Raw genomic sequence first — 22,765 nt, forward strand, 5'->3', positions numbered from 1 at the left:
CGTGCGTTCCCGGTCAGGAGTGCAGCAGCGCGGGCTCGCCGGCCTCGCGGAACCGGCGGGCGGCGACGACGCCGCCGACGACCAGACCCACCCCCAGGGTCACCAGCAGGGTGACCGCGGCACGGGCGAGGAGCTGCGGTCCCGACGAGGCGACGTGCGCCGACCAGAGCACGTCGACGTCGGGCAGCCCCTGCACCAGCATCAGCCAGCCGGCGACGACGGCGAGCAGCCCGGTCATCACACCGCGGCCGCGCATCGACGCCCGCACGCCCAGGACGGCGCACAGCAGGGCGGCCGCCGCCGGCATCAGCGCGGAGACCACGGCGCCCAGATGCGACCCCGCGGTCACCGGGGGCTCCGGCGTGGCCAGCGCGTGCCAGAGCGCGGCGGCGGCGCCCAGGGCGAGGAGCAGCCCGAGCGCCCGTGGGGTGCCGGCCCACGCGCCGGCGGCGACGGCGCCCAGCAGCAGCACCGCGACCACCGGCCAGACGAGCCACGGCGACGGCGGCGGGGCCCAGGTGAGCCGGCCGGCGACCTCGGCCTCGGTGCTCCCCTGGCGCAGCGGGACGACCCACTCCGACACCACGTGCCCGCGGGTCGGGTCCTCGGCGACCCGCGGTGGCAGCACCCCCTCGCTCATCCAGTGCGTGCGGTGGTCGTGCCAGACGTACTCGGCCCGGGTGGAGACCTGCTGCCACTCCGGCTCCGCGCCGGGGTCCGCGCTCTCGGGGACCGGCGTCCGCCCGAAGCGGTCGAGGTTGATGTAGGTCGCGGGGCTGCGGGCGTTGCGCCAGACCCCCTCCGGGCCGATGCGCAGGTACGGCTCGTCGGAGTAGCCGGGCACCAGAACCTCGGTGGCCGAGTCGTTCACCAGCTCCAGCTCGTCGCCGAACTGCAGGACCCGCACGCTCACGCCCGGGAGCTCGGGGGTGACCGAGACGACCCGGCCGTCGAAGTCGCTGCCGGCCGCCCCTCCGCCCACGTGCGCCGACGCCGGCCCGGCCACAGCCATCAGCGCCAGCACACCGGCCAGGACGACCAGCAGCCGAGCCGGCCCCCGGCTCACGCCCCCGCCACCTGCCGGAGGTCGTCGGCGATGTCCCGGGCGGTGTTCTCCGCGTCGAAGGCCACCCGCGCCTCGTCGTCCTGGCCGTAGAGGAGCAGCAACGTCGAGTGCATCCGGCCGCCGTCCTCGGCCTGCGGCACCCCGGCCGCCAGCTGGGCCCGGTCGATCGCCGCCTGGTCGCCGGTGAGCCCGACGAACGGGGTCGGCAGGTCGGCATCGAACCGGCCGAGGTACTCGCCCAGGACGGCGGGGGTGTCGGTCGCAGGGTCCGTCGTCACGAACACGACCTGGACCTGCTCGGCCAGCGCGCGGTCCACGCCGCGCAGCGCCACGGCAACGTCGGCCATCGTCGTCGGGCAGACGTCGGGGCACTCGGTGTAGCCGAAGAACAGCAGGGTCGGCCGGCCGCCCGTCGTCTGGGCGAAGTCGTACGGCGCACCCGTCGTGTCGGTGAGCGTGAACGACGGACGGCGGTAGGGCTCCTTCAGGTCGATCCCCGCGAAGGTGTCCTCCGGCGCCTCGACCGCGGCCGGCGCGCCGCCCGTGTGGTCGTGCCCCTCGTCCGTCGAGCCGCCGTCCGCCGACTCGCCGCACCCGGCCGCGAGCAGGCCCGCCGCGAGCAGCAGCGCCGTCAGGGCACGACGGGGACGGCGGTGGACGGCGGAGCTCACGACGACACGGTACGTCGGTTGGCGCGGACGCCGAGGACGACACCGGCGAGCGCGGTCAGGAACGCCAGGATGGCGACGAAGAGCGCCAGCGCGCCCGGGTCGTCGGTGTGACCGCCCTCGTGGGCCCCGTCGTCGTGCGCGCCGTCGTGCGCCGCGCCACTGCCCGCTCCGTCGGCCGGGGCGGCCTCCGCCGAGGACAGTGACAGCACCGGAGCGGGCTTCTCCGGCTCCTCCTGGCCGGCGACCGTCGGCTCGATCCAGGCCGACTCGCTACCGTCGCTGTAGCTCTGCACCGTCGGGAAGGCGAGCTGGTCGGCATCGGGGAAGGTGCCGCCGGAGAGCGAGAACTCCTGGAACTGCCCGGGGGCGATGCCGCCCCCGGCGTCGGCCCGGAACTCGACCACGGAGACGTAGGAGCTGATCTCCTGGCCGTGGACCTCCAGCGGCTCGGCGAGGTCGGCGGTCGTCGTGGTGACGGTCCAGCCCGGAACCGGCTGCGCGCGCAGCGAGCCCATCGCGGCCTCCTCGGGGATCTGGATCCGCAGAGCGACCGTGCTGGCGGTGTCGCTCTCGTTGGGCACCCGGAAGGTCATCTTCCCGTACCCGCCGGGCGCGGCGTCGGCGGAGGAGACGGTGACGTGCGCCGAGGCGGTGCCGGCGAGCACCACGGTGGCGGCGAGAGCGCTCCCGACGGCCGTCAGCAGGACGGCGAGGCGGGTGAGCGGGCGGGGCAGGGACACGGGACTCCTGTTCATCGGGGGGCTCGTTCGATCTCTGGGTCAGCGCACCGGGAAGTCGGTGGCAGCGGTGAGTGCGGTGAACTCGTCGAGCCGCACGGTCACGGTGAGCGTCCACGTGCCGGCGCCGGGGACCGTCATGCCGTCACCGACGTAGTGGCCGGGGCCGGCGGGCTCGAGGTCCACGTCCAGGGGGCCGATCTCCTGGCTCCGCTCGGTGAGCGTCACCCGGATGTCCTCGGGCTGGGTGAGCCGGCCGGCGTCGTCGAAGAGGTAGAGGTGCAGGGCGTTCGCCCCGGGCCGGGCCGGATCGACCGAGACCTGCACGCTGCCCGACGCCGTGGCCGTGCCGCCCTGCAGCGGCAGTACGACGTCGACCGGCTGGGAGACCGACGACCGTGCGGGCGGGGTGCCGACCAGGACGGCGGTGAGGGCGAGGACGACCGCCGCCAGGCCCGCCTCGACCGCCAGCGACCGCCGCAGTGCGGGCAGGTGCCCGGCGGCGCTCTCCGCCTGGGCGCGCGCCCGCTGCTCGGCGGCCGCGAGCTCCGACCCGCCGGCGGTCGGCGACGAGGCGGCCAGGGCGTGCACGGTGATCGTCCGGCGCCGGCGCGCCGGACGGATGCCCAGCCGCTGCTGGACCCACACGCGGGACACCCCGGCCGCGGCCAGCGCGACGACGACCAGCAGCACCTTGCCGACCAGCAGCTGCCCGTAGCCGGTCTCGGCCAGCGCCGACGGCGAGCCCACCTCGCGGACCGACTGGACGATGCCGGAGACCACCAGCACCGCGACGGCCCCGAAGGCCGTCCGGGAGAAGGCCGGGAGCGCGGTCGCCACCTCCGCCGGCGGCGTCGTGGACCGCACCAGGGCGAGCAGGAGACCGGCCAGGCCGCCGAGCCAGACGCACATGGCGGCGACGTGCGTCGCGGCCACCACCACGGCCAGCCCCGGCCACGGACCGGCCACCGGGTGCCCGGTGGCCGCCGTCGCGACGACCAGGAGGAGGAAGAGCCCTGCGAGCACCGCGAGCAGCGGGCGCGAGGGCAGCTCCGCCCGCCGCGGCACGCGCCGCAGGACGACGAACAGCGCGAGGGCCAGCACCGCCCGGACGAGCGCGATCCAGCCCGCCTCCGACCCCAGGGTGGCCGTGAGCAGCGCCGGGTCGGCGAGGGAGCCCGGCCCGGAACCGGCGGCGTACGGGCCCTGCAGCAGGAAGCCGGCCAGCGCGGCCAGAGCGACGCCGAGGGCACCACCGGACGCCGCCCGGCGCAGCCGCGGTGCCGCCCAGCCCGCCGGCCAGGCGACCGCCGCGAGCACCGGCAGCCCCACGGCGAGCGCCAGGCCGGCGAAGCCCACCCAGCGGGCGGCGGGCAGCAGCGCGCCGATCACCGGATCGGTGTCGTCCGTGGTCGCGCCCCCGCCGGCGGAGAGCAGGTCGGCGTCCCCCACGGCGAACGAGAAGGCGCCGGCGACCGGGTGGGAGTCGGCCGAGACGACCCGGTAGGTGACCAGGTAGCCGCCGTCGGGCAGGTCGCCGCGCAGCGGAACGGTGAGGACGGCGCCGTCGACCTCGGGTGTGCCGGTGTCGACGCGCTGCTGGTCGGCGTCGAGCACGCGGGCGTACCCGGCGCCCAGGGAGACGCCCTCGCTGAACGTGAGGGTGACCGCGGCGGGGGCCTCGTCGATGCGGGCGCCCTCGCCGGGCTCGGTGGAGACGAGGGTCGCGTGGGCCGAGGCGGGTGGCGCCGTGACGACCCCAGCCCCCAGCCATCCGCCCAGCAGGACCGCGAGCAGGACCGCCGTCCGCCTCACGCGGGCACCCGCCGGCCGGCCACGGCGGCGAGCTCGCGCCGCCGGCGTCCGCGCCAGGCCAGCAGCGCCACGACCACCACTCCGGCCACGAGCAGCAGGTGGGCCACCGCACGGTCGGCGTGCACGTGCCCGGCAGCGAGGTCGGCCACGGTCACCGGAACCAGCAGGGCCACGAAGGACCCCAGGAACGGCAGTGCTCCTGCGGCGAGGCGCGGGGCCGCGGCGACGGCGAGGAAGGCGGCGGCCAGCGCCAGGTTCCAGGCGCCCGACTCGTGCTCCATGTGCACCGGGGCGCTCATCGCCCCGGCCCCGGAGACGAGCACCGGCCAGGCCAGCGCACCCTGGGCGACGCCGACGGCCAGCAGCAGCAGCCGGAGCGCGGTCGTGGCCAGGCGGGCCCGTGCCGCCGCCCGGACGCCCGGCAGCTCCCGGGGCAGCGCCCCCAGGACCACGGCCGTGAGGTCGGGCACCGGCGGGGCCGGCGCCAGCCGGGCACGGCGGGTCACCCGCTCCGCGTCCGCCGCCCAGGCGGCGCAGTCGGGGCAGGCGGACAGGTGCCCGTCGAGCTCGCCGGAGGGCAGGCCGAGGGGCTCCCCGTCGAGGCGCGCCGACAGCGCCTCGCGGTACGTCTGGCAGGACATGGTTGATTGGTCGTCGCCGGACGCCGTCCGGTTCCCGCCTCGCGGGACTTTCTCCCACGGCCCGAGGACGACGACGGATGGACGACCTGGCGCGCACCGCCGCGGACGCCGCCGACGGCGACCCGCTGGCCGCCGCCCACCTCGTCCGCGCCACGCAGTCCGACGTCTGGCGGCTGTGCGCCGCGCTGGGTGACCGGGACAGCGCCGACGACCTCACCCAGGAGACCTACCTGCGTGCCTTCGCGGCCCTGCACCGCTTCGAGGGCCGGTCGACGGTGCGCACGTGGCTGCTGTCCATCGCCCGCCGGGTGTGCGCCGACGCCGTGCGGTCCCGGCGTCGGCGCCGGCTCACCCTGGTGCGCGAGCCGGCCGATCTCGAGCTGCTCTCGGCCGAGGCCGCGGTCGACGACGTCGGCGAGGGCGTCGTCGTCACCGACCTCCTGGCCCGGCTCGACGGCGACCGTCGCGAGGCCTTCGTGCTCACACAGCTCCTCGGGTTGTCCTACGCCGAGGCGGCGGAGGTGGCCGACTGCCCGGTCGGCACGATCCGGTCGCGGGTCGCCCGGGCCCGGGCAGACCTGGTGGCGTCCCTCTCCGGGGTGAGCGACGGCGCCGCCGGACGCGATACGGCTCACAGCTGAAGCCGGGGTGAACGACGGGCGAGGGTCGGGAGACCTATGCTGCCCGACGGCCGTGCGTACGCCTCCGGCGAGCGCGGTCCGTGACCACATCCGAGACGGAGCCCCCGCGTGCCCTTCAGCCTGACGCCCAAGGACTCGAGCTTCTACCCCCTGTTCACCGCCTCCGCGCAGAACCTGGTGGAGGCGACGGAGGTCCTGGGCGAGTTCATCCACGACCACGCGCGCCGAGCGGAGCTCGCGGTCAAGCTCCGGGACCTCGAGCACGCCGGAGACCAGTCGACGCACGCGATCTTCCGCGCGCTGAACACCAGCTTCGTGACCCCGTTCGACCGCGAGGACATCTACAACCTGGCCAGCGACCTGGACGACGTCATGGACTTCGTCGAGGCGGCCGCCGACCTGGTCATCCTCACCGGGCTGGGCACCCTCCCGGCGGAGATGAGCCAGCAGGTCTCGCTGCTGCAGCGCTGCGCCCAGACGACCGCCGAGGCGATGCCGCGGCTCAAGACGATGAAGGACCTCTCCGACTACTGGATCGAGGTCAACCGCCTGGAGAACGAGGCCGACAAGCTCTACCGGCGGCTGCTCTCCCGGCTCTACAGCGGCGAGTTCGACGCCCTCGAGATCCTCAAGCTCAAGGAGGTCGCCGACCAGCTCGAGGAGGCGGCCGACGCGTTCGAGCACGTGGCGAACGTGGTCGAGACCATCGCCGTCAAGGAGTCCTAGGCCCCGATGGATCTCTGCTGATGGACGCCGCTTTCCTGGCCCTGGTCGCCATCATCCTGGTGGCCCTGGCGTTCGACTACACCAACGGCTTCCACGACGCGGCCAACGCGATCGCCGTCGCCGTCTCCACCAAGGCGCTGACGCCGCGGGCCGCGCTGGCCCTCGCCGCGGTCATGAACCTGGTGGGCGCCTTCCTGTCCACCGAGGTGGCCAAGACGGTCGGGGCGGGGATCATCGACGCCCCCGAGGGCAGCGACGGGTTGAAGATCGTCTTCGCGGCGTTGATCGGCGCGATCGCGTGGAACCTGATCACCTGGTGGTTCGGCCTGCCCTCGTCGTCCTCCCACGCGCTGATCGGCGGGCTGGTCGGCGCGGCGCTGGCCGCCGCGCACTCGGTGCAGTGGATGGGGATCCTCGACAAGGTCGTGATCCCCATGGTGCTGTCGCCGCTGGTCGGCTTCGGGCTGGGCTACCTGTTCATGCTGGCGCTGCTCTGGGCGTTCCGGAACGCGAACGTGACCCGCGCGAACCGGGGTTTCAAGTACGCCCAGATCGCCAGCTCGGCGACGATGGCGCTCGGTCACGGCATGCAGGACGCCCAGAAGACGATGGGCATCATGACCCTGGCGCTGTTCACCGCCGGTGAGATCGACAGCTTCGAGGTGCCCTTCTGGGTCGTCGTCGCCGCAGCCGGGGCGATCAGCGCCGGCACCTACGCCGGCGGGTTCCGGATCATGCGCACGATGGGCCGCCGCATCATCCAGCTGACCCCCACCGGTGGGTTCGCCGCGCAGACCGTCGCCTCCGGCGTCATGGTCACCACCGCGACGGTGTTCGCCGTCCCCGTGTCGACGACGCACATCACGACCACCTCGATCATGGGGGTGGGGGCCACCCGGCGGCTCTCCGCCGTCCGCTGGGGCATCGCCGGCAACATCGTCGTCGCCTGGGTCGTCACGCTGCCGGCCGCGGCAGCGGTGGCCGCGGTCGCCTACTTCCTCACCGACCTGGTCGTCTGACCTCCGGGACGTCCACCGGACGGCCCCTGCCGCGCGCTCGCGTGGCGGGGGCCGTCGTCGTTCGCGGGCGACACGCGTCCCACCCACTGGACGCCGGGTTGACGCATAAGTGCATCGACCTGGTAGACATTTACCGTGACCGCGCACCCGACGATGCCGCTCCTCGTGGGCCGCCTGCACGTCGACCTGCTGCGCGTCGCCACCGCCACCTGTCCGGGCCGCTGATTCCCGCGCCGTTCGCGGCGCCCCTCGCACCCGCTCCCCCGCGCGCCACGCCGCCGCGCCCCCGAGACCCGGAGTCAGTTCCCGTGAAGACCCTGATCGTGCTCGCCCTCGCCGGCCTGGGCGCCCAGCTCGTCGATGGCAGCCTGGGCATGGCCTACGGCGTCACCTCGACGACGCTGCTGCTCGCGCTCGGCACCAACCCGGCCGCCGCCTCGGCCACCATCCACCTCGCCGAGATCGGCACCACGCTGGCCTCCGGCCTCTCGCACTGGCGGTTCGGCAACGTCGACTGGAAGGTCGTGGCCAAGGTCGGCCTGCCGGGCGCGATCGGCGCCTTCGCCGGCGCGACGGTGCTGTCCAACCTGTCGACCGAGGTCGCCGCGCCGGTGATGTCGCTGATCCTCGTCTCGCTCGGTGCGTACATCCTGGTGCGCTTCACGCTCCGCGGCATCGACCGGCGCAACCTCGGCAAGCCGGTGCGCAAGCGCTTCCTCGGCCCGCTCGGCCTCGTGGCCGGCTTCGTGGACGCCACGGGCGGTGGCGGCTGGGGCCCGGTCGGCACGCCGGCGCTGCTGGCCAGCGGCCGGATGGAGCCGCGCAAGGTCATCGGCTCGATCGACACCTCCGAGTTCCTCGTGGCCATGGCCGCCAGCCTCGGCTTCCTGCTCTCCCTGGGCACGCAGGGCGTGAACGCGCTCTGGGCTGCGGGCCTGCTGGCCGGCGGTCTGGTGGCCGCGCCGATCGCCGCCTGGCTGGTCCGCCACGTACCGCCGCGTCTGCTGGGCTCGCTCGTCGGCGGGATGATCGTCATCACGAACACCCGCACCCTGCTGCGCAGCGACTGGATCGACGCCCCGGACGCGGTCCGCTATCCCGTCTACGCCGTGCTCTACGCCGTGTGGGCGCTGGCGGTGGTGCACTCCTACCGCCAGTACCGGAAGGACAAGGCGCTGGAGTCGGCCTCCGCCGTCGCCGAGGCGGCCGAGCTGGGCGAGGTGGCCGACCGGGTGCAGCGCAACGTCGTCGTCGACGTGGTCGCCACCCCCGCCGAGCCGGTCACCGCCGGTCGGCCGATCGACCCGCGCGACTAGCCCACGAGCGACACGAGCGGCCCCGTCCGGCACCCGCCGGGCGGGCCGCTCGCCGTCCTCCCTCACCGTTCCGGGTCCTGCCCCACGGTCGACCACGAGGGAGGACCCAGGACGATCAGGTCTCCTGATCACCATGGCCGGCCAGCAGCTGGGCCTCCAGCTCGGGCGGCAGGCCGGGCGCGGGCCGGTTCGCCGGCAGCGGTGGTCGTTCGGCCTCCTGCATCCACGCCCAGGTGTCGGCCACGGTGGCCGCCAACGGCCGTGTGGTCAGCTCGAGCTCCGCCGCGCGGGCGGTGTCCACGTCCCAGGCCGTGCGCGCCTCCTCCTGCCGCAGCCACAGCGGGAGGTGCACCCACTCCTGCACGCCCGCCGCGAGCAGGTCCTCCTCCGGCACCGGTACCCACTCGGCGTCGCTGGCGGTCACCTCCCGGCACACGTCGAGCAGCCCGCCGTAGGTGGTCATGCCCACCGGGCCCTTCGCGTTGACCGCGCCACCCTGCCCTCGCTCGGCCATCTCGACCAACCAGGTCGCCAGGTCGCGGGCATCGACGAGCGAGATCGGCTGGTCCATCCCCTCGGCCGGCACGACGACCCGGCCACCGCGCGAGATGCGGTCCAGCCACCACCCGAGGCGGTACACCGGGTCGTGCGGTCCGACGATCAGACCGGCCCGCGCGGTGAGGAACGCCGGCCCGACGGCCGCAGCCAGCACCCGCTCGGCGTGGGCCTTGTTCGGGCCGTAGTCGTCGTCCGCGGTGTCCCAGGTGGGCTCGGAGTTCTCCGGCCCGATCGGTCCCGGCGGCCAGTTGCGGTAGGCGTTGAGGCTGCTGACGAAGGCATAGCCGTGCACGCCCCCCAGGACGGCGGCAGCGTTGTCGGCCGCTGCCCTCGTCTGGCAGGAGGTGTCGACGACGAGCTCCGGCTGCCACCCGTCGAGCGCTGCGGGCAGAGCGGCGGGGTCGTCCCGGTCGCCGTGCAGTGCCTGGGCACCCGGCGGGGGCTCCCCGGTCAGCCCTCGGGTGAAGGTCGCGACCTCGTGCCCCCGCTCGAGTGCAGCCATGGCCACGTGCCGGCCGAGGAAGTGGGTGCCGCCGAGGACGAGGAGTCGCATGGCGGTCACTCCAGCCGAGCCGCTCCGCCGCCGTCCAGCGCGTTCGCGGCGGGCGTAAGCCCTCGTCAGGGCACCGCCGCGGCGTGCGAGGGGTGGAGGAAGTCCTCGTTCAGACGGCGCGGGAGGCGGGGACCTGCGGCAGCGGGGTCGACCGCGCCGCTGCCAGCACCATCGACGGCGACGAGGGCAGGCCCCGGCGGGTGCACAGGCGCAACGCGCGGGCGCCGGTGAGCACGTCGGTCTCCGGCGGCACCACGAGGAGGTCGGCGCGGCGGGTACCCCCGGCCCAGAGGAGGCAGACGACGCCCGGGTCCATGCTCCGGAACCCACCGGTGCGGACGGTGCGGCCCTGGACCTCCAGCTTGCGCGGCACCGGCTGCCAGGCGTCCAGCGCGTAGGTGAAGCGCTCCACCCGCACCCCGCGCCGCTCCAGGGCGGCGATCAGCTCGGGGAGCTCCACGGCGAGGTCGCGGCTGCGCGGGAACCACGCGCCGTCGAAGGCGGACCGGCCGGAACCGGCGTCGTCCCGCAGGCTCACCCGGACGTCGATCCCACCCCGGAAGCCCTCGCTCGCCGGAACCGTGCGGGTGATCGTCGTCATCAGCCTTCGGCCACCTCTCGTCGTCCGTCTCGGGGTCGTACACCACCCCGAGACGAACGTAGGCGCAGCGGCGCGCCGACCCCGGCGCGGTGCGCTCGGGCGTGCCGACCGCTATCGGCAGGTCATCACGATTCGTGACCTACCGACCACTCCCCCGCCCCGTCCGGGCGTTTTGTGCACTATCCGCCCGGGCGGTTCGTGCACAAAACGCCCCGGGGGTGGAACGCGACAGGCCCCCGCCGGCGAACCGGAGGGGGCCTGTCGGAAGCAGCCGTTACGGCTTGGGCTTGCGGTTCTTCGCCTTGCCGCGCTCGGTCTGGTCGAGCACCACCTTGCGGATGCGGACGCTGCCCGGGGTGACCTCCACGCACTCGTCCTCGGCGCAGAACTCCAGCGCCTGCTCCAGGTTGAGGATCTTCGGCGGGATCAGCCGCTCCAGCTCCTCGGAGGTGGACTTGCGCATGTTGGTGAGCTTCTTCTCCTTGGTGATGTTCACGTCCATGTCGTCCGGACGGGAGTTCTCACCGACGATCATGCCCTCGTAGACGTCCGTGCCGGGCTGGACCATGAGCTGGCCGCGCTCCTGCAGGGAGAACATCGAGTAGGTCGTGGCCACGCCGGAGCGGTCGGCGACGAGCGAGCCGGTGGGACGGGCGCGCATGTCGCCCATCCACGGCTCGTAGCCCTCGAGGTTGTGGTTGAGGACGCCGGTGCCGCGGGTCTCGGTCAGGAACTCGGTGCGGAAACCGATGAGGCCGCGCGAGGGGACGATGTACTCCATCCGCGCCCAGCCGGTGTCGTGGTGCACCAGGTTCTCCAGGCGGGCGCGACGGGTGGCCAGCGCCTGGGTGAGCGTGCCCACGTACTCGCCGGGGGTGTCGATCGTGACCCGCTCGACCGGCTCGTGGAGCTTGCCGTCGATCATCTTGGTGACGACCGTCGGGCGGCCGACGGTGAGCTCGAACTCCTCGCGGCGCAGCTGCTCGACGAGGATGGCCAGCGCCAGCTCGCCGCGGCCCTGCATCTCCCACGTGTCGGGGCGGTCGGTGGGCAGCATGCGCACACTGACGTTGCCGACGAGCTCCTGGTCGAGGCGGTTCTTGATCAGGCGGGCGGTGAGCTTCTTGCCGCTCTTGCCCGACAGCGGCGAGGTGTTGATGCCGATCGTGATCGAGATCGAGGGCTCGTCGACGGTCAGCGGCGGCAGCGGGCGCGGGTCGTTCGGGTCGGCGAGGGTGTCGCCGATCATGATGTCCTCGATGCCCGCGATGGCGACCAGGTCGCCCGGGCCGGCGCTCTCGGCCGGGGTGCGGGTGAGGCCCTCGGTGACCAGCAGCTCGGTGATCTTGACGTTCTTGATCGTGCCGTCGACCTTGCACCAGGCGACCTGCTGGCCGCGCTTCATCTCACCGGAGTGGATGCGCAGCAGCGCGAGGCGGCCGAGGAACGGCGAGGCGTCGAGGTTGGTGACCTGCGCGCGCAGGGGCTCCTCGGCGTCGTAGCTCGGCGCCGGGATGGTGTCCAGCAGCGTCTTCACCAGCGGGCCGAGGTCCGGGCTGTCCGGCACGGTGCCGTTCTCCGGACGGTTCATCGAGGCCTGCCCGGTGCGACCGTTGCAGTAGACGATGGGGAACTCGAGGGCGTCGGCGTCCATGCCGGCGTCCTCCATGAGCTCCATGAACAGCTCGTAGCACTCGTCGACGACCTCTTCGATGCGGGCGTCGCCGCGGTCGGTCTTGTTGACCGCGAGGATGACCGGCATCCCCTTGCCCAGCGCCTTGCGCAGCACGAAGCGGGTCTGCGGGAGCGGGCCCTCGGAGGCGTCCACGAGGAGGACGACGCCGTCGACCATCGACAGGCCGCGCTCGACCTCGCCGCCGAAGTCGGCGTGGCCGGGGGTGTCGACGATGTTGACGACGACGGGGTTGCCGTCGGAGTCGGCCAGGCGGATCGCGGTGTTCTTCGCGAGGATGGTGATGCCGCGCTCGCGCTCGAGGTCCATCGAGTCCATCACGCGGTCCTGCGTGGTGTCGGCGTCGGTGCCCTCACCCTTGGCGCGGCCGAGAGCGCCGGCCTGGCGGAGGAGAGCGTCGACCAGGGTGGTCTTGCCGTGGTCGACGTGGGCGACGATCGCCACGTTGCGCAGGTCGTTGCGGGTGGGCATGCGGAAGGGCACCTCGGGGAGCTCGGGAGCGCGCCGCGCGGACGCGCGCGGGCATAGAGGCCAACAGCCGCCGAGGCCGTGACCTTCCCTCCACTCTAGGTGCTCAGCGTGCGGCCACCGAGGCCCGCGGCCGGTCGATCACCCCGTAGGTCACCCCTGCGGCGGCAACAGTGACCAGACTCACCGCGAACCAGGCCGGGAATCCGGCGCCCAGGGCCAGCACGTGGGCCAGGACGAACGCCCCGATGTACAACGCCGCCAGGGCCGTGGTGACGGCGGGGCCGCGTCGGCGGGCGGCGATCCAGCCGGCGCCCACGCCGCACGCGGCGAAGACGGCGCCGCCGAGCGCCCGGATCCCGGTGCCCTGGGCGATGCCGAACCCCGCCGCGAGGCCGACGGCGACCAGGAGGGAGGCGGGGACGCGGGCGAGGGCGGAGGTCGACATGCCGACAAGTCTCCCCGTCGACCGGACGTCGTCGCCCGGCGACCCGGAGCGCACCCGTGCGCATCCGAGCGGTATCCGGGGTCCGCACTCCGACGCTCGTGCGCCTGCGGCCGCGCACGACGCCGACGAGCCAGGAATGCGCAGGGCCCCGGACGCGGTGCGTCCGGGGCCCTCGTGACGTGCTGGAACGGCCACCCTTCAGGGGCCCGCCGCGAGCCTGCGAGCGGCGGGCGGAAGGGTGGTCCTCACGCGGTGCGGAGCACGGCCTCGATCTCGAGCTCGACGGCGATCTTGTCGCCGACGACGACGCCGCCGCCGTCCATCGGCATCTGGATGTCGACGCCGAACTCCGAGCGGGAGATCTCGGTGCGGGCCGAGAAGCCGGCGCGGGTGCCGCCGTAGGCGTCCGGGCCGAAGCCGTTGAGCTCCAGGGCCAGGGTGACGGGCTTGGTGTTGCCCTTGATGGTGAGGTCGCCCTCGACCACCCAGTCGGCGCCGTCGGTGCGCACGGCGGTCGACCGGAAGGTCATCTGCGGGTGGTTCTCGGCGTCGAAGAAGTCGGCGGAGCGGATGTGCGCGTCACGCTGCTCCTGACGGGTGTCGATCGAGCCCAGGTCGACGGTCGCGGTGACGGTCGAGTCGGCCGGGTTCTCGGCGGTGACGATCTCGCCGGTGAACTCGCGGAAGTAGCCGCGGACCTTGCTGACCATCATGTGGCGGACCGAGAAGCCGACCGTCGAGTGGCTGGCGTCGATGTCCCAGGTGCCGGCGATGTAGCCGGGGATCTGGACGGTGCTGGTCATGGTGTCTCCCTGGTGCTGGTGTTCGGAGGACGGTGTCGTCGGAGCCAGCGTAGTTGAGCGTTGAACTATTCCGCCAGTATTCTGAGGACATGACGTCGTCCGTGTCGCCGCAGCCCCTCCCTCCGGGTGAGCCCCGCTGGCTCGACGCCGAGGAGCAGAAGGCCTGGCGGGCGTGGCTCTACAGCGCCCAGCTGGTGCTGGACCGCCTCGACCGCGACCTCACCCACCGCACGGGCATCTCGCACGCCTACTACGAGATCCTCGTCGCGCTCTCGGAGACGCCCGAGCGGATGATGCGGATGAGCGAGCTCGCCGACCGGTGCCTCTCCTCCCGCAGCCGGCTCTCGCACGCCGTCTCCCGGCTCGAGGAGCGCGGCTGGGTGCGCCGCCAGGTCTGCGCGGAGGACGGCCGCGGTCAGCTCGCCGTGCTCACCGACGAGGGTTTCGCCGCGCTCGAGGGCGCGGCGCCGATCCACGTCGAGGGCGTGCGGCGGGAGCTGTTCGACCGGCTCTCGGCCGAGCAGGTGCAGAGCATCCGCGACGTCGGGGAGACGCTGCTGCGCCACCTCGACCCCGACCGCGTCCCCTGAGCTACCGGGGCACGACGTCGTCGGGCGGCTGCGGCCACGGCGGCACACCGGCCACCGGCTCCGTCCCGATCCGCCCGGGGAAACGCGGCGCGCGCTTCTCCAGGAAGGCGGCCACGCCCTCGGCCGGGTCCGGCCCCTCCCCCAGCTCGACCAGCGCGCGGGACTCCACCCGGTGCGCGTCCCACGGCGAGGACGCCCCGAGCATCGACCAGAGCATCTGGCGCGCCGCGGCGACGGCGACGCCGCTGGTGTTGGCCACGATCTCCTTGGCCAGCCCGTAGGCCGCCGGCAGCAGGTCCTGGTCAAGCACCACCCGCGACACGAGCCCCCCGCGCAGCGCCTCGTCGGCGTCGAAGACCCGGCCGGTGGCCACCCACTCCATGGCCTGGCTGATGCCGACCACCCGCGGCAGGAACCACGAGGACGCCGCCTCCGGGACGATGCCGACCCGGCCGAACACGAACCCGAACCGGGCCGACTCCGCGGCGATCCGGACGTCCATCGCCAGGGGCAGTGTCGCCCCGATGCCCACCGCCGGGCCGTTGACCGCGGCGATCACCGGCTTGCGCAGCGCCGCGAACGGCAGCGAGGCCACGCCCCCGGCGTCGCGGGGGAAGCCGCCGATGGACTGGCTCAGCGGGCCCGGCGGCCGCTGGCGGGTGCGCCGGTCGGAGAAGGTGCCCGGCCCGTTGCCCAGGTCGGCCCCCGCGCAGAACGCCCGGCCGGCCCCGGTCACCACCACCACGCGCACGTCGTCGTCCGCATCGGCGGAGGCGGCCACGCGGGCCAGCTCGTCGGCCATCGTCATCGTGAACGCGTTCAGCCGGTCGGGCCGGTGCAGCGTCACGGTGGCGACGGCGTCGGCCACCTCGTAGCGGAGCTCGGTGAGCTCCCCGGCGCCCATCAGGCGCCCAGCGCGCCGGAGACGGCGAGCCGGGCGACGGCGTCCAGGTGCTCGGCCTCGTCGCCCAGCAGCAGCCGGTCCACCTTCGCCCGCCGCCAGTAGAGGTGCGCGTCGTGCTCCCAGGTGAAGCCGATGCCGCCGTGCACCTGGATCAGCGTCGACGCGGCCCGCTCGAAGGTGGTCGCTGCGCACGCCTTGGCCGCCGACGCGGCCAGCGGCAGCTCGGCCGGGTTGCCGTCGGCCGCCCAGGCGGCCCACCAGACCAGCGAGCGCAGCTGCTCCACACCCACCCACGCGTCGACCAGCATGTGCTTGACCGCCTGGTAGGAGCCGATCCGCCGGCCGAACGCCTCGCGCTCCTGCGCGTAGGAGACCCCGACCTGCACGCAGCGGTCCGCGCCGCCGAGGTCCTCGGCCGCCATCACCACCGCGCCCACCTGCCGGGCCCGGGCCCAGAGGTCACCGGCGTCCTCGACCAGCACGCGCCGCGAGGTCATCCGCACCGAGGCCAGGCCGCGGGTGGCGTCCAGCGGCCGTCCGGGCACGACCTCGCCCTCGCCGACGACGAAGGATCGGCCGTCCAGCCCGAGGAACGTCGTCGCCTCGGCGGCGTCGACCGAGGGCGCGGAGCCGTCGACGGAGCCGTCGAGGACGGCGAACGCCGTCGAGCCGTCGGCCAGCCGGGCGGCCAGGTCGGGGACGTCGGCGAGCAGCACCGCGGCACGGGCCGCCGTCACCAGGGACGGCGCGGCGAGCACAGCACCGCCCTGCTCGGCGACGACGGCCAGGTCCAGCAGCGGCCGTCCGGAGCCACCCGCGGACTCGGGCACCGTGATCCCGAGGAAGCCGATGTCGGCCAGCGCCTTGCGGCCGGGCTCGAGCGCACCGCCCTCCAGGCCAGCGCGGGCCGCGGCCGGGGAGGCACTACCGCGGAAGAAGTCCCGCGCGCCGGAAGCGATGTCGCGCTGGTCGTCGTCGAGGTCGAAGTTCATCGCCGTCCTCCGTCGGGGCGCCCTTGGGAGAACGCAGCCGTCTTGTCCAGGCGGGGCTCGGCGGGCAGGCCGAGCACCCGCTCGCCGAGGATGTTGCGCAGCACCTGGTCGGTGCCGCCGGCGATGGAGATCCCGGGCAGCCAGGACTGGGTGCGCTGCCAGCGGTCGTCGCCGTCGGCGGTTGCTGCGTAGACGGCGTCGTCGCCCAGCAGGCGGACCCCGGCGTCGGCCATCAGGTGCGCGGCCTCGGTGCCGGCGAGCTTCCCGGCGCTGGCCTCCGGTCCGGGGATGCCGCCCTGGCTGAGCGTGGTCAGCCGGCGGTAGCCGGTGTACCGGGCGCCGAGCGCGGCGACGACGGCACGACCCACCGCCTGCCGGGCGAGCACCTGGCGCTCGGGGTCCAGCAGTGGCAGCCGCTCCCGGGCGTGCCGCGCGAACTCCTCGACCGGCGCCCCGATCGCGCTGCCGGCGCCACCGATGGTCACCCGCTCGTTCATCAGCGTGGTGAGCGCGACCCGCCAGCCCTCTCCGGGCTCCCCCAGCCGCTCGCTGTCGGGGATGCGGACGTCGTCGAAGAACACCTCGTTGAAGTCCGACTGGCCACCCATCTGGCGCAGCGGCCGCACGGTGACGCCGGGGGCGTGCATGTCGACGACGAACATCGTGAGCCCGGCGTGCTTGGGCCTCTCCGGGTCGGTCCGGGTGAGCAGGATCCCGTAGTCGGAGACGTGCGCCAGCGTCGTCCAGACCTTCTGCCCGTTGACCACCCAGTCGTCCCCGTCGCGGACGGCGGTGGTGCGCAGAGCCGCGAGGTCCGAGCCGGAGGCCGGCTCGCTGAACAGCTGGCACCAGACGTCGTCGGCGCGCAGCAGCCGGGCGAGGTAGCGGTCGCGCTGGTCCTGGCTGCCGTGCGCGATGACCGTCGGGCCGCACATGCCCATGCCGATGTGGTTAATCAACGCAGGGACCCGGAAGCGCGCCAGCTCCTGCCCCACGATCGACTGCTGGAGCAGCGTGCCGCCCTGGCCGCCGTACTCGCGCGGCCAGGTCACCCCGACCAGCCCGGCGTCGTGGAGGACCCGCTGGGTGCGCCGCATCTCGGCTTCCTGCGTGCGCGCGTCCACGGCCTCCTGGCCGGGGGCCAGGCGCAGCAGCTCGTCGGCGTGCTGCTCCAGGGTGCTGCGCACGTGCGCCCGGTACCCGGCCTCGTCGGGGCTGTCGTCGAAGTCCACGGGCGGCGCCTCTCGTCGGTGAGCGGATCGGGCGCAGCGTGACAGGGGTCACCCCAAACGGTCAACGGTGACTGGTCGGTCCCCCGCACGCGGCCTACGCTTCCGCGGGTGACCGCCGAGCCCTCCGCGAGCGAGGTCGCCCCCGGGCCGCGCACGCGCTCGGAGCGGACCGCGGACAGCCGGCTGCTGATCCTCGAGGCCGCCGTCGCCTGCCTGGTGGCGGAAGGGGCCGCGGGCGCCTCGACGCTGGCCGTGCAGGCGCGGGCCGGGGTCTCCCGCGGCCGGCTGCTGCACCACTTCCCGTCGCGGGCCGAGCTGCTGGTGGCCGCCGCGCGCCACCTGTCCACGACCCAGCTCGACGAGGTCCGCCGTCGGTCCGCCGCGCTCATGGCCGACGAGCCGACCGGCAGCGAGCGGATCGACCGGGCGATCGACCTGATGTGGGCGACCTTCCAGGAGCCGCCGTTCTGGGCGGCGATGGAGCTGTGGACGGCGGCCCGCACCGACCCCGCCCTGCGAGCGGCGCTGCGCAGCGAGGAGCGACGGCTGCGGGCGGCCATCGCCGCGGTGGCCGACGGCATCTGGGGGCCGCAGATCGCCGGGGCACCCCTGTACGACGAGCTCTGCGAGCTGCTGTTCACCAGCATGCGCGGCGTCGCGCTGGTCTACGCGTTCGAGGACCGGCCCGCCGCCACCGACCCGCATCTCGCCCTGTGGAAGCGGCTCGCCGCGCGCATGCTCACGGTCGACAGTCAGGGTTGACCGCCCCCCTCCCCTTCGCCAGCATGACGCACGTCACATCCGTGCGTGCGCGCAGTCGAGGAGAAGCCGTGAGCGAACCGACCCCCACCCTCCAGGGCCGGGGCATGACCATGAGCGACATGCTGGCGCGGCACGCGCGGAAGACGCCCGAGGTCTGGGCGGTGCGCTTCGACGGCGGTGGCCGGACCTACCGGGAGCTCGACGAGCGGGTGACCCGGCTGGCCCGCGCGCTGCAGCAGCGCGGGGTGCGCACGGGTGACCGGGTGGCGGTGCTGGCGCTCAACGGCATGGAGACCTGGGAGGCCTACCTCGCGGGCGTCCGGCTCGGCGCGGTCGTCGTCCCGGTCAACTTCCGGCTGGTCGCCGACGAGGTCGCCTACGCGCTTTCCGACTCCGGCGCCGTGGCCCTGGTCGTGGACACCGCACTCGCACCGGTGGCGGAGAAGGCGCTGGAGCGGGCGCCGGAGGTCCGCTCGGTGCTGGTCATCGGTCCGGGGACGGTGGGCGCGGCGAGCGAGTCCTACGAGGAGGCGCTGGCCGCCGCCGGTGCCGACCCCCTCGGCATCGAGGTCGACGAGGACGCGGCCGCGTTCATCATGTACACCTCGGGCACGACGGGCCGGCCCAAGGGCGCGGTGCTCACCCACCACAACCTGCTGCTGCACTGCTTCAGCCAGATCACGACGCTGGGCTGGACGCCGGACGACACCGTGAACGCGCCGGGGGCGCCGCTGTTCCACATCGCCGGGCTCGCCGGGGGCCTCCCCCCGCTGCTGCTCGGCGGCACCAACGTGATCATGAAGTCCGGCGGCTTCGACCCGGTCGAGACGCTGGACATGATCGAGCGCGAGCGGATCACCAGCATCTTCCTGGTGCCGGCCATGTGGGCCGCGCTCGTGGCGGTGCCCGGCGTCAAGGACCGGGACCTCTCCTTCCTGCGCCGCATCTCCTGGGGCGCCGCGCCCGCGTCGACGACGCTGCTGCGCACGATGATCAACACCTTCCCGCAGGCCGAGGTGGTCACCGCCTTCGGGCAGACCGAGTGCAGCCCGGTCACCTGCCTGCTGCGCGGCGAGGACTCCGTCCGCAAGATCGGTTCGGTGGGCACGCCGATCCTCAACGTCGAGGTGCGCGTCGTCGACCCGTTCATGAACGACGTCCCACAGGGCGAGGTCGGCGAGATCGTCTACCGCAGCCCGATGGTCATGAAGGAGTACTGGAACAAGCCCGAGGCGACGGCGGAGGCGTTCGAGGGCGGCTGGTTCCACTCCGGCGACCTCGTGCGGCAGGACGAGGAGGGCTACATCTACGTCGTCGACCGCAAGAAGGACATGATCATCTCGGGCGGGGAGAACATCTACTGCGCCGAGGTGGAGGACGTGCTGGCCGCCCACCCGAAGGTCGCCGAGGTGGCGCTGATCGGCGTCCCGGACCCGAGGTACGGGGAGGCCCCCCTCGCTGTCGTCGCACCACGGGACGTGAACGACCCGCCGACGTCCGACGAGCTCGGCGCCTGGTGCCGGGAGCGGCTGGCCCGCTACAAGAACCCGCGCGAGTACTCGATCGTCGGGGCACTCCCGCGCAACCCCAGCGGCAAGGTGCTCAAGACCTCGCTGCGCCAGGAGCACTCCGCCGGGTCACTGGTCGCCCAGCCCGTCGTCTGAGCGCCCGGCCGCCCCCACTTCCCCGCGATCATGAAGTTCGGGAAGCGCCACACCGTTGCGACGCGGCGTGCCGCTTCCCGGACTTCATGATCACGCGGGGAGCAGAGAGGTGGGTCAGGCGGTCCAGACCTCGCCGACCTGGGCCACCACCGCTGCCGCCTGCGCCCGCCCGGCACGTGCTGCGGGCTCGCGGGCGGCCGGGTCCAGGACGTTGCGGCCGATCGCCGTGCGGCTGGCCTGATCGGGAGAGACGACGGCGACGCGGGACACCATGCCGCTGACCTGCGCGTCCACGCTGGCCAGCGGGCCGACGCCGCGCGGGATGGGCGCCAGCACCACGAGGCGGTCGTAGCCCTGGGCGAGGTCGGCGTTGGCGGCCGAGCGCATGCCGCCGTCGACGTAGCGGCGCCCCTCGATGGTCACCGGCGGGTAGACCCCGGGAACCGCGCAGCTGGCGGCCACCGCCTGCAGCAGCGGGACCCCGGAGCGGCGGTCGAACGTGCGGAAGTCACCCGAGGCCGCGTCGACGGCGGTGATGGTCAGGTCGCGCTCGGGCCACTCCGCGGACACCAGGCGGGAGCCGATGACGTCGAGGCGCTCCTGCTCGGTCGGCGTGAGGCCGGCCTTCTCGGCGGCCAGCGCGAGCGCGCCGATCCGGCGGCGGAACTCCACGTCCCGGCCGCGGCTGGTCAGCATCGCCCAGGCGTAGCGCGCCAGGGTGCCCCGCCCCACCCGGGCGACCTTCTCCTGCGCCGGCGGCTCGAGCTGCCGGGCGTACATCTCCTCCAGCGGCGCCCCGCTGGTCACCTGCGCGCCCACGACCGAGCCGGCCGAGGTGCCGACGACGAGATCGGCGCCAGTCAGGTCCACACCCGCCTCGGCCAGACCGGCGAGCACGCCGATCTCCCAGGCGATGCCGGTGATGCCGCCGCCACCGAGGACGAGGGCGGTGCGCTGGTCGCTCATGCGCGCCATCCTCACAGACCACTCTCGGTGCACAGCCCCTCGACAGGGGGTGTGAGGTGGGCCACGCTGTTCCCCGAGCTCCCCCGACGAGAGGAAACGCATGACCACCGTGCAGTCCGCCCCGGCACCGGCAGCGGCCAGCTGGCCGCCCGGACTCCCCCGGTCGCTGGACTACCCCAGCGTGCCGGTGGGCTCGATCCTGCGGGCAGCGGTGCGTCGGTGGGGGGACAGGACGGCGTTCGTCGACCACGACGTCCCGCTGACCTTCACCGAGATGGGTGCCCGCGCGCACGCCGTCGCCGGCTGGCTGGCCGACTCCGGCGTCGGCCCGGGTGACGTCGTCGCCGTGCACATCCCCAACTGCCGCCAGTACCCGGCGATCTACTACGGGATCATGCTGGCCGGCGCCACGTTCTCCCCCACGAACCCGCTGCTGCCCGCCGCCGACCTGGCCGCCCAGCTGAACGACGCCGGCGCCACCGTCCTGGTCACCTGGGACCAGGTGCTGCCGTTCGTCCGGGGCGCGCTGGCCCAGACCGGGGTCCGCACCGTGGTGGTCACCGGCGAGGCGCACACCCTCGACTTCGCCGCCCGGCTCGACGGCCTGGAGGACGGCGACGTCGACCTGCTCGACCTGCTCGCCGGCGACCCGACCGACCGGCACCTGGACGCCGACCTCGACCCGGCGGAGGCGCTGGCGCACCTGGCCTACACCGGCGGCACGACCGGGGTGAGCAAGGGCGTGGAGCTGCCGCACCGCAACGTCGTCACCAACGTGCTGCAGTCCGGCTGCTGGACCTCCGGCTCGCTCCCCCACCTCGACGAGGCCGGCGACGTCACGCTGCGCCAGGTCCTCGGCGAGGAGGAGATCAGCACCCGGCTCGGCGAGGCGCGGATCATCAACCTGACGCCGTGGTTCCACGCCATGGGCGCGATCGGCTACCTCAACGGCATGGTCATGGCCGGCACGATGACCGTGATCCACATGCGGTTCGACCCGGTGAAGTACGTCGAGGACATGGTCAAGTACGAGGTGACCTCGATCGGCGGGGCGCCGCCGGTGTTCGTGGCGCTCCTGCAGGTGCCCGGGTTCGCCGAGGCCGACCTCTCGCACGTGCGCGGGGTCAGCAGCGGGGCGGCGCCGCTGGCGAAGTCGCTGATCGACAAGATGTCGGCGCTGATGCCGAACGCGACCATCGGCGAGGGCTACGGCCTGACCGAGGTGACCATGCAGGCGACCGGCAACCCCTCCTTCCGGTCGGGCACCCGGAAGGCAGGCACCGTCGGTGTCCCGATCTTCGACACCGAGATCAGCATCCGGCCGCTGGGCGGCGGCGACCCGCTGCCGGCCGGCGAGCGCGGCGAGGTGTGCATCCGCGGCCCCCAGGTGATGCGCGGGTACGCGCACCGGCCCGAGGCCACCGCGGAGGCCATCGACGCCGAGGGTTGGTTCCACTCCGGCGACGTCGGGATCCTGGACGAGGACGGCTACCTCTCGATCGTCGACCGCACCAAGGACATGCTGCTCTACAAGGGCTACAACGTGTTCCCGCGGGAGCTCGAGGAGATCCTGTTCGCGGTGCCCGGCGTCGGTGGCGCCGCGGTCGTCGGCCGCCCCGACGAGGAGGCCGGCGAGCTGCCGATCGCCTACGTGGTGCGCAAGGACGACGCGGACGGCGCGGCGCTCACCGTGGAGTCGGTGATGGCCGCCGTCAACGACAAGGTCACCCCCTACAAGCGGCTGCGCGACGTCCGGTTCATCGACGCCATCCCGGTGTCGGCCGCCGGGAAGGTGCTCAAGCGCGAGCTGGCCGACCGGGAGCGGGCTGCCGTCGCCGGCAGCTGATCGACCGCCCCGACGGCGCGTCCCCGCATCCCCCGCACGGGTGCGGCGACGCG

At 74.0% G+C, this 22,765-nt stretch carries 23 protein-coding genes; 9 read left to right on the forward strand and 14 right to left on the reverse strand.

Annotated elements, in window-relative coordinates:
- Positions 1-13: 13 nt before the first annotated feature.
- The 5 genes from DQ237_RS11905 to DQ237_RS11925 are packed head-to-tail and all read right to left on the reverse strand — an operon-like array spanning position 14 to position 4,930.
- Complete coding sequence (locus DQ237_RS11905; protein WP_113800348.1) at positions 14-1,066, reverse strand: hypothetical protein; 1,053 nt, start codon at positions 1,064-1,066, stop codon at positions 14-16.
- Positions 1,063-1,737 carry an SCO family protein gene (locus tag DQ237_RS11910; protein ID WP_113800349.1) on the reverse strand — a complete coding sequence of 225 codons (675 nt, stop codon included), beginning with the start codon at positions 1,735-1,737 and terminating at the stop codon, positions 1,063-1,065. The genes DQ237_RS11905 and DQ237_RS11910 overlap by 4 nt, the downstream gene beginning before the upstream one ends.
- A complete protein-coding gene (locus tag DQ237_RS11915; protein ID WP_113800350.1) occupies positions 1,734-2,477 on the reverse strand; it encodes a YcnI family protein in 744 nt (247 codons plus the stop codon). Before DQ237_RS11915 ends, DQ237_RS11910 begins: the two co-directional genes overlap by 4 nt.
- A gap of 39 nt (positions 2,478-2,516) precedes the next feature.
- Positions 2,517-4,289, reverse strand: coding sequence for a copper resistance protein CopC (locus tag DQ237_RS11920; protein ID WP_113800351.1), 1,773 nt, complete (start codon positions 4,287-4,289; stop codon positions 2,517-2,519).
- The gene (locus DQ237_RS11925; RefSeq protein WP_113800352.1) at positions 4,286-4,930 is read right to left on the reverse strand and encodes a zf-HC2 domain-containing protein; all 645 of its coding nucleotides are present in this window, start codon (positions 4,928-4,930) and stop codon (positions 4,286-4,288) included. The genes DQ237_RS11920 and DQ237_RS11925 overlap by 4 nt, the downstream gene beginning before the upstream one ends.
- Positions 4,931-5,007: 77 nt before the next feature.
- Here DQ237_RS11925 and DQ237_RS11930 point away from each other — a divergent pair, with 77 nt between their 5' ends.
- The 5 genes from DQ237_RS11930 to DQ237_RS11945 all read left to right on the forward strand — a co-directional run bounded on the left by DQ237_RS11930 (position 5,008) and on the right by DQ237_RS11945 (position 8,632).
- Positions 5,008-5,571, forward strand: coding sequence for a sigma-70 family RNA polymerase sigma factor (locus DQ237_RS11930; RefSeq protein WP_113800353.1), 564 nt, complete (start codon positions 5,008-5,010; stop codon positions 5,569-5,571).
- 108 nt (positions 5,572-5,679) lie between these two features.
- On the forward strand, positions 5,680-6,297 hold the full coding sequence (locus tag DQ237_RS11935; RefSeq protein ID WP_113800354.1) for a DUF47 domain-containing protein: 618 nt from the start codon (positions 5,680-5,682) through the stop codon (positions 6,295-6,297).
- 20 nt (positions 6,298-6,317) lie between these two features.
- Complete coding sequence (locus DQ237_RS11940; protein WP_113800355.1) at positions 6,318-7,316, forward strand: inorganic phosphate transporter; 999 nt, start codon at positions 6,318-6,320, stop codon at positions 7,314-7,316.
- A 135-nt stretch (positions 7,317-7,451) separates the two neighbouring features.
- A complete protein-coding gene (locus DQ237_RS20630; RefSeq protein WP_369832215.1) occupies positions 7,452-7,541 on the forward strand; it encodes a putative leader peptide in 90 nt (29 codons plus the stop codon).
- A gap of 83 nt (positions 7,542-7,624) precedes the next feature.
- On the forward strand, positions 7,625-8,632 hold the full coding sequence (locus DQ237_RS11945) for a sulfite exporter TauE/SafE family protein (protein ID WP_113800356.1): 1,008 nt from the start codon (positions 7,625-7,627) through the stop codon (positions 8,630-8,632).
- Between the two features lie 115 nt (positions 8,633-8,747).
- Here the strand turns inward: DQ237_RS11945 and DQ237_RS11950 are convergent, their stop codons facing one another.
- The 5 genes from DQ237_RS11950 to DQ237_RS11970 form a co-directional block, all read right to left on the reverse strand.
- On the reverse strand, positions 8,748-9,743 hold the full coding sequence (locus DQ237_RS11950; RefSeq protein ID WP_113800538.1) for an NAD-dependent epimerase/dehydratase family protein: 996 nt from the start codon (positions 9,741-9,743) through the stop codon (positions 8,748-8,750).
- Positions 9,744-9,852: 109 nt separating this feature from the next.
- Positions 9,853-10,344, reverse strand: coding sequence for a DUF5994 family protein (locus DQ237_RS11955; RefSeq protein ID WP_113800357.1), 492 nt, complete (start codon positions 10,342-10,344; stop codon positions 9,853-9,855).
- A 274-nt stretch (positions 10,345-10,618) separates the two neighbouring features.
- Positions 10,619-12,508: a translational GTPase TypA gene (gene typA, locus DQ237_RS11960; protein WP_113800358.1), complete on the reverse strand. Its 1,890-nt coding sequence runs from the start codon at positions 12,506-12,508 to the stop codon at positions 10,619-10,621.
- A gap of 103 nt (positions 12,509-12,611) precedes the next feature.
- Positions 12,612-12,953 (reverse strand): hypothetical protein, encoded by a 342-nt coding sequence (locus tag DQ237_RS11965; protein ID WP_113800359.1) that lies wholly within the window; start codon positions 12,951-12,953, stop codon positions 12,612-12,614.
- 245 nt (positions 12,954-13,198) lie between these two features.
- Complete coding sequence (locus tag DQ237_RS11970; protein ID WP_113800360.1) at positions 13,199-13,756, reverse strand: YceI family protein; 558 nt, start codon at positions 13,754-13,756, stop codon at positions 13,199-13,201.
- Positions 13,757-13,845: 89 nt separating this feature from the next.
- On the opposite strand from DQ237_RS11970, the gene DQ237_RS11975 reads away from it, so the two are divergent.
- Positions 13,846-14,346: a MarR family winged helix-turn-helix transcriptional regulator gene (locus tag DQ237_RS11975; protein WP_113800361.1), complete on the forward strand. Its 501-nt coding sequence runs from the start codon at positions 13,846-13,848 to the stop codon at positions 14,344-14,346.
- Position 14,347: 1 nt separating this feature from the next.
- Here the strand turns inward: DQ237_RS11975 and DQ237_RS11980 are convergent, their stop codons facing one another.
- The 3 genes from DQ237_RS11980 to DQ237_RS11990 are packed head-to-tail and all read right to left on the reverse strand — an operon-like array spanning position 14,348 to position 17,474.
- Positions 14,348-15,250 carry an enoyl-CoA hydratase-related protein gene (locus DQ237_RS11980; RefSeq protein ID WP_113800362.1) on the reverse strand — a complete coding sequence of 301 codons (903 nt, stop codon included), beginning with the start codon at positions 15,248-15,250 and terminating at the stop codon, positions 14,348-14,350.
- The gene (locus DQ237_RS11985) at positions 15,250-16,242 is read right to left on the reverse strand and encodes an acyl-CoA dehydrogenase family protein (RefSeq protein WP_113800363.1); all 993 of its coding nucleotides are present in this window, start codon (positions 16,240-16,242) and stop codon (positions 15,250-15,252) included. The genes DQ237_RS11980 and DQ237_RS11985 overlap by 1 nt, the downstream gene beginning before the upstream one ends.
- Entirely contained in the window at positions 16,239-17,474 is a 1,236-nt protein-coding gene (locus tag DQ237_RS11990) for an acyl-CoA dehydrogenase family protein (protein WP_113800364.1), read from the reverse strand. The genes DQ237_RS11985 and DQ237_RS11990 overlap by 4 nt, the downstream gene beginning before the upstream one ends.
- Positions 17,475-17,582: 108 nt before the next feature.
- Here DQ237_RS11990 and DQ237_RS11995 point away from each other — a divergent pair, with 108 nt between their 5' ends.
- On the forward strand, positions 17,583-18,236 hold the full coding sequence (locus tag DQ237_RS11995) for a TetR/AcrR family transcriptional regulator (RefSeq protein WP_166509593.1): 654 nt from the start codon (positions 17,583-17,585) through the stop codon (positions 18,234-18,236).
- A 68-nt stretch (positions 18,237-18,304) separates the two neighbouring features.
- Positions 18,305-19,900, forward strand: a complete 1,596-nt coding sequence (locus DQ237_RS12000) for a long-chain-fatty-acid--CoA ligase (protein WP_205730184.1) — start codon at positions 18,305-18,307, stop codon at positions 19,898-19,900.
- 114 nt (positions 19,901-20,014) lie between these two features.
- Here the strand turns inward: DQ237_RS12000 and DQ237_RS12005 are convergent, their stop codons facing one another.
- Positions 20,015-20,866 (reverse strand): patatin-like phospholipase family protein, encoded by an 852-nt coding sequence (locus tag DQ237_RS12005; protein ID WP_113800365.1) that lies wholly within the window; start codon positions 20,864-20,866, stop codon positions 20,015-20,017.
- A gap of 100 nt (positions 20,867-20,966) precedes the next feature.
- On the opposite strand from DQ237_RS12005, the gene DQ237_RS12010 reads away from it, so the two are divergent.
- The gene (locus tag DQ237_RS12010) at positions 20,967-22,712 is read left to right on the forward strand and encodes a class I adenylate-forming enzyme family protein (RefSeq protein ID WP_113800366.1); all 1,746 of its coding nucleotides are present in this window, start codon (positions 20,967-20,969) and stop codon (positions 22,710-22,712) included.
- Positions 22,713-22,765: the final 53 nt, after the last annotated feature.

It is taken from the genome of Blastococcus sp. TF02-8, from assembly GCF_003319175.1.
Lineage (GTDB): Bacteria > Actinomycetota > Actinomycetes > Mycobacteriales > Geodermatophilaceae > Blastococcus.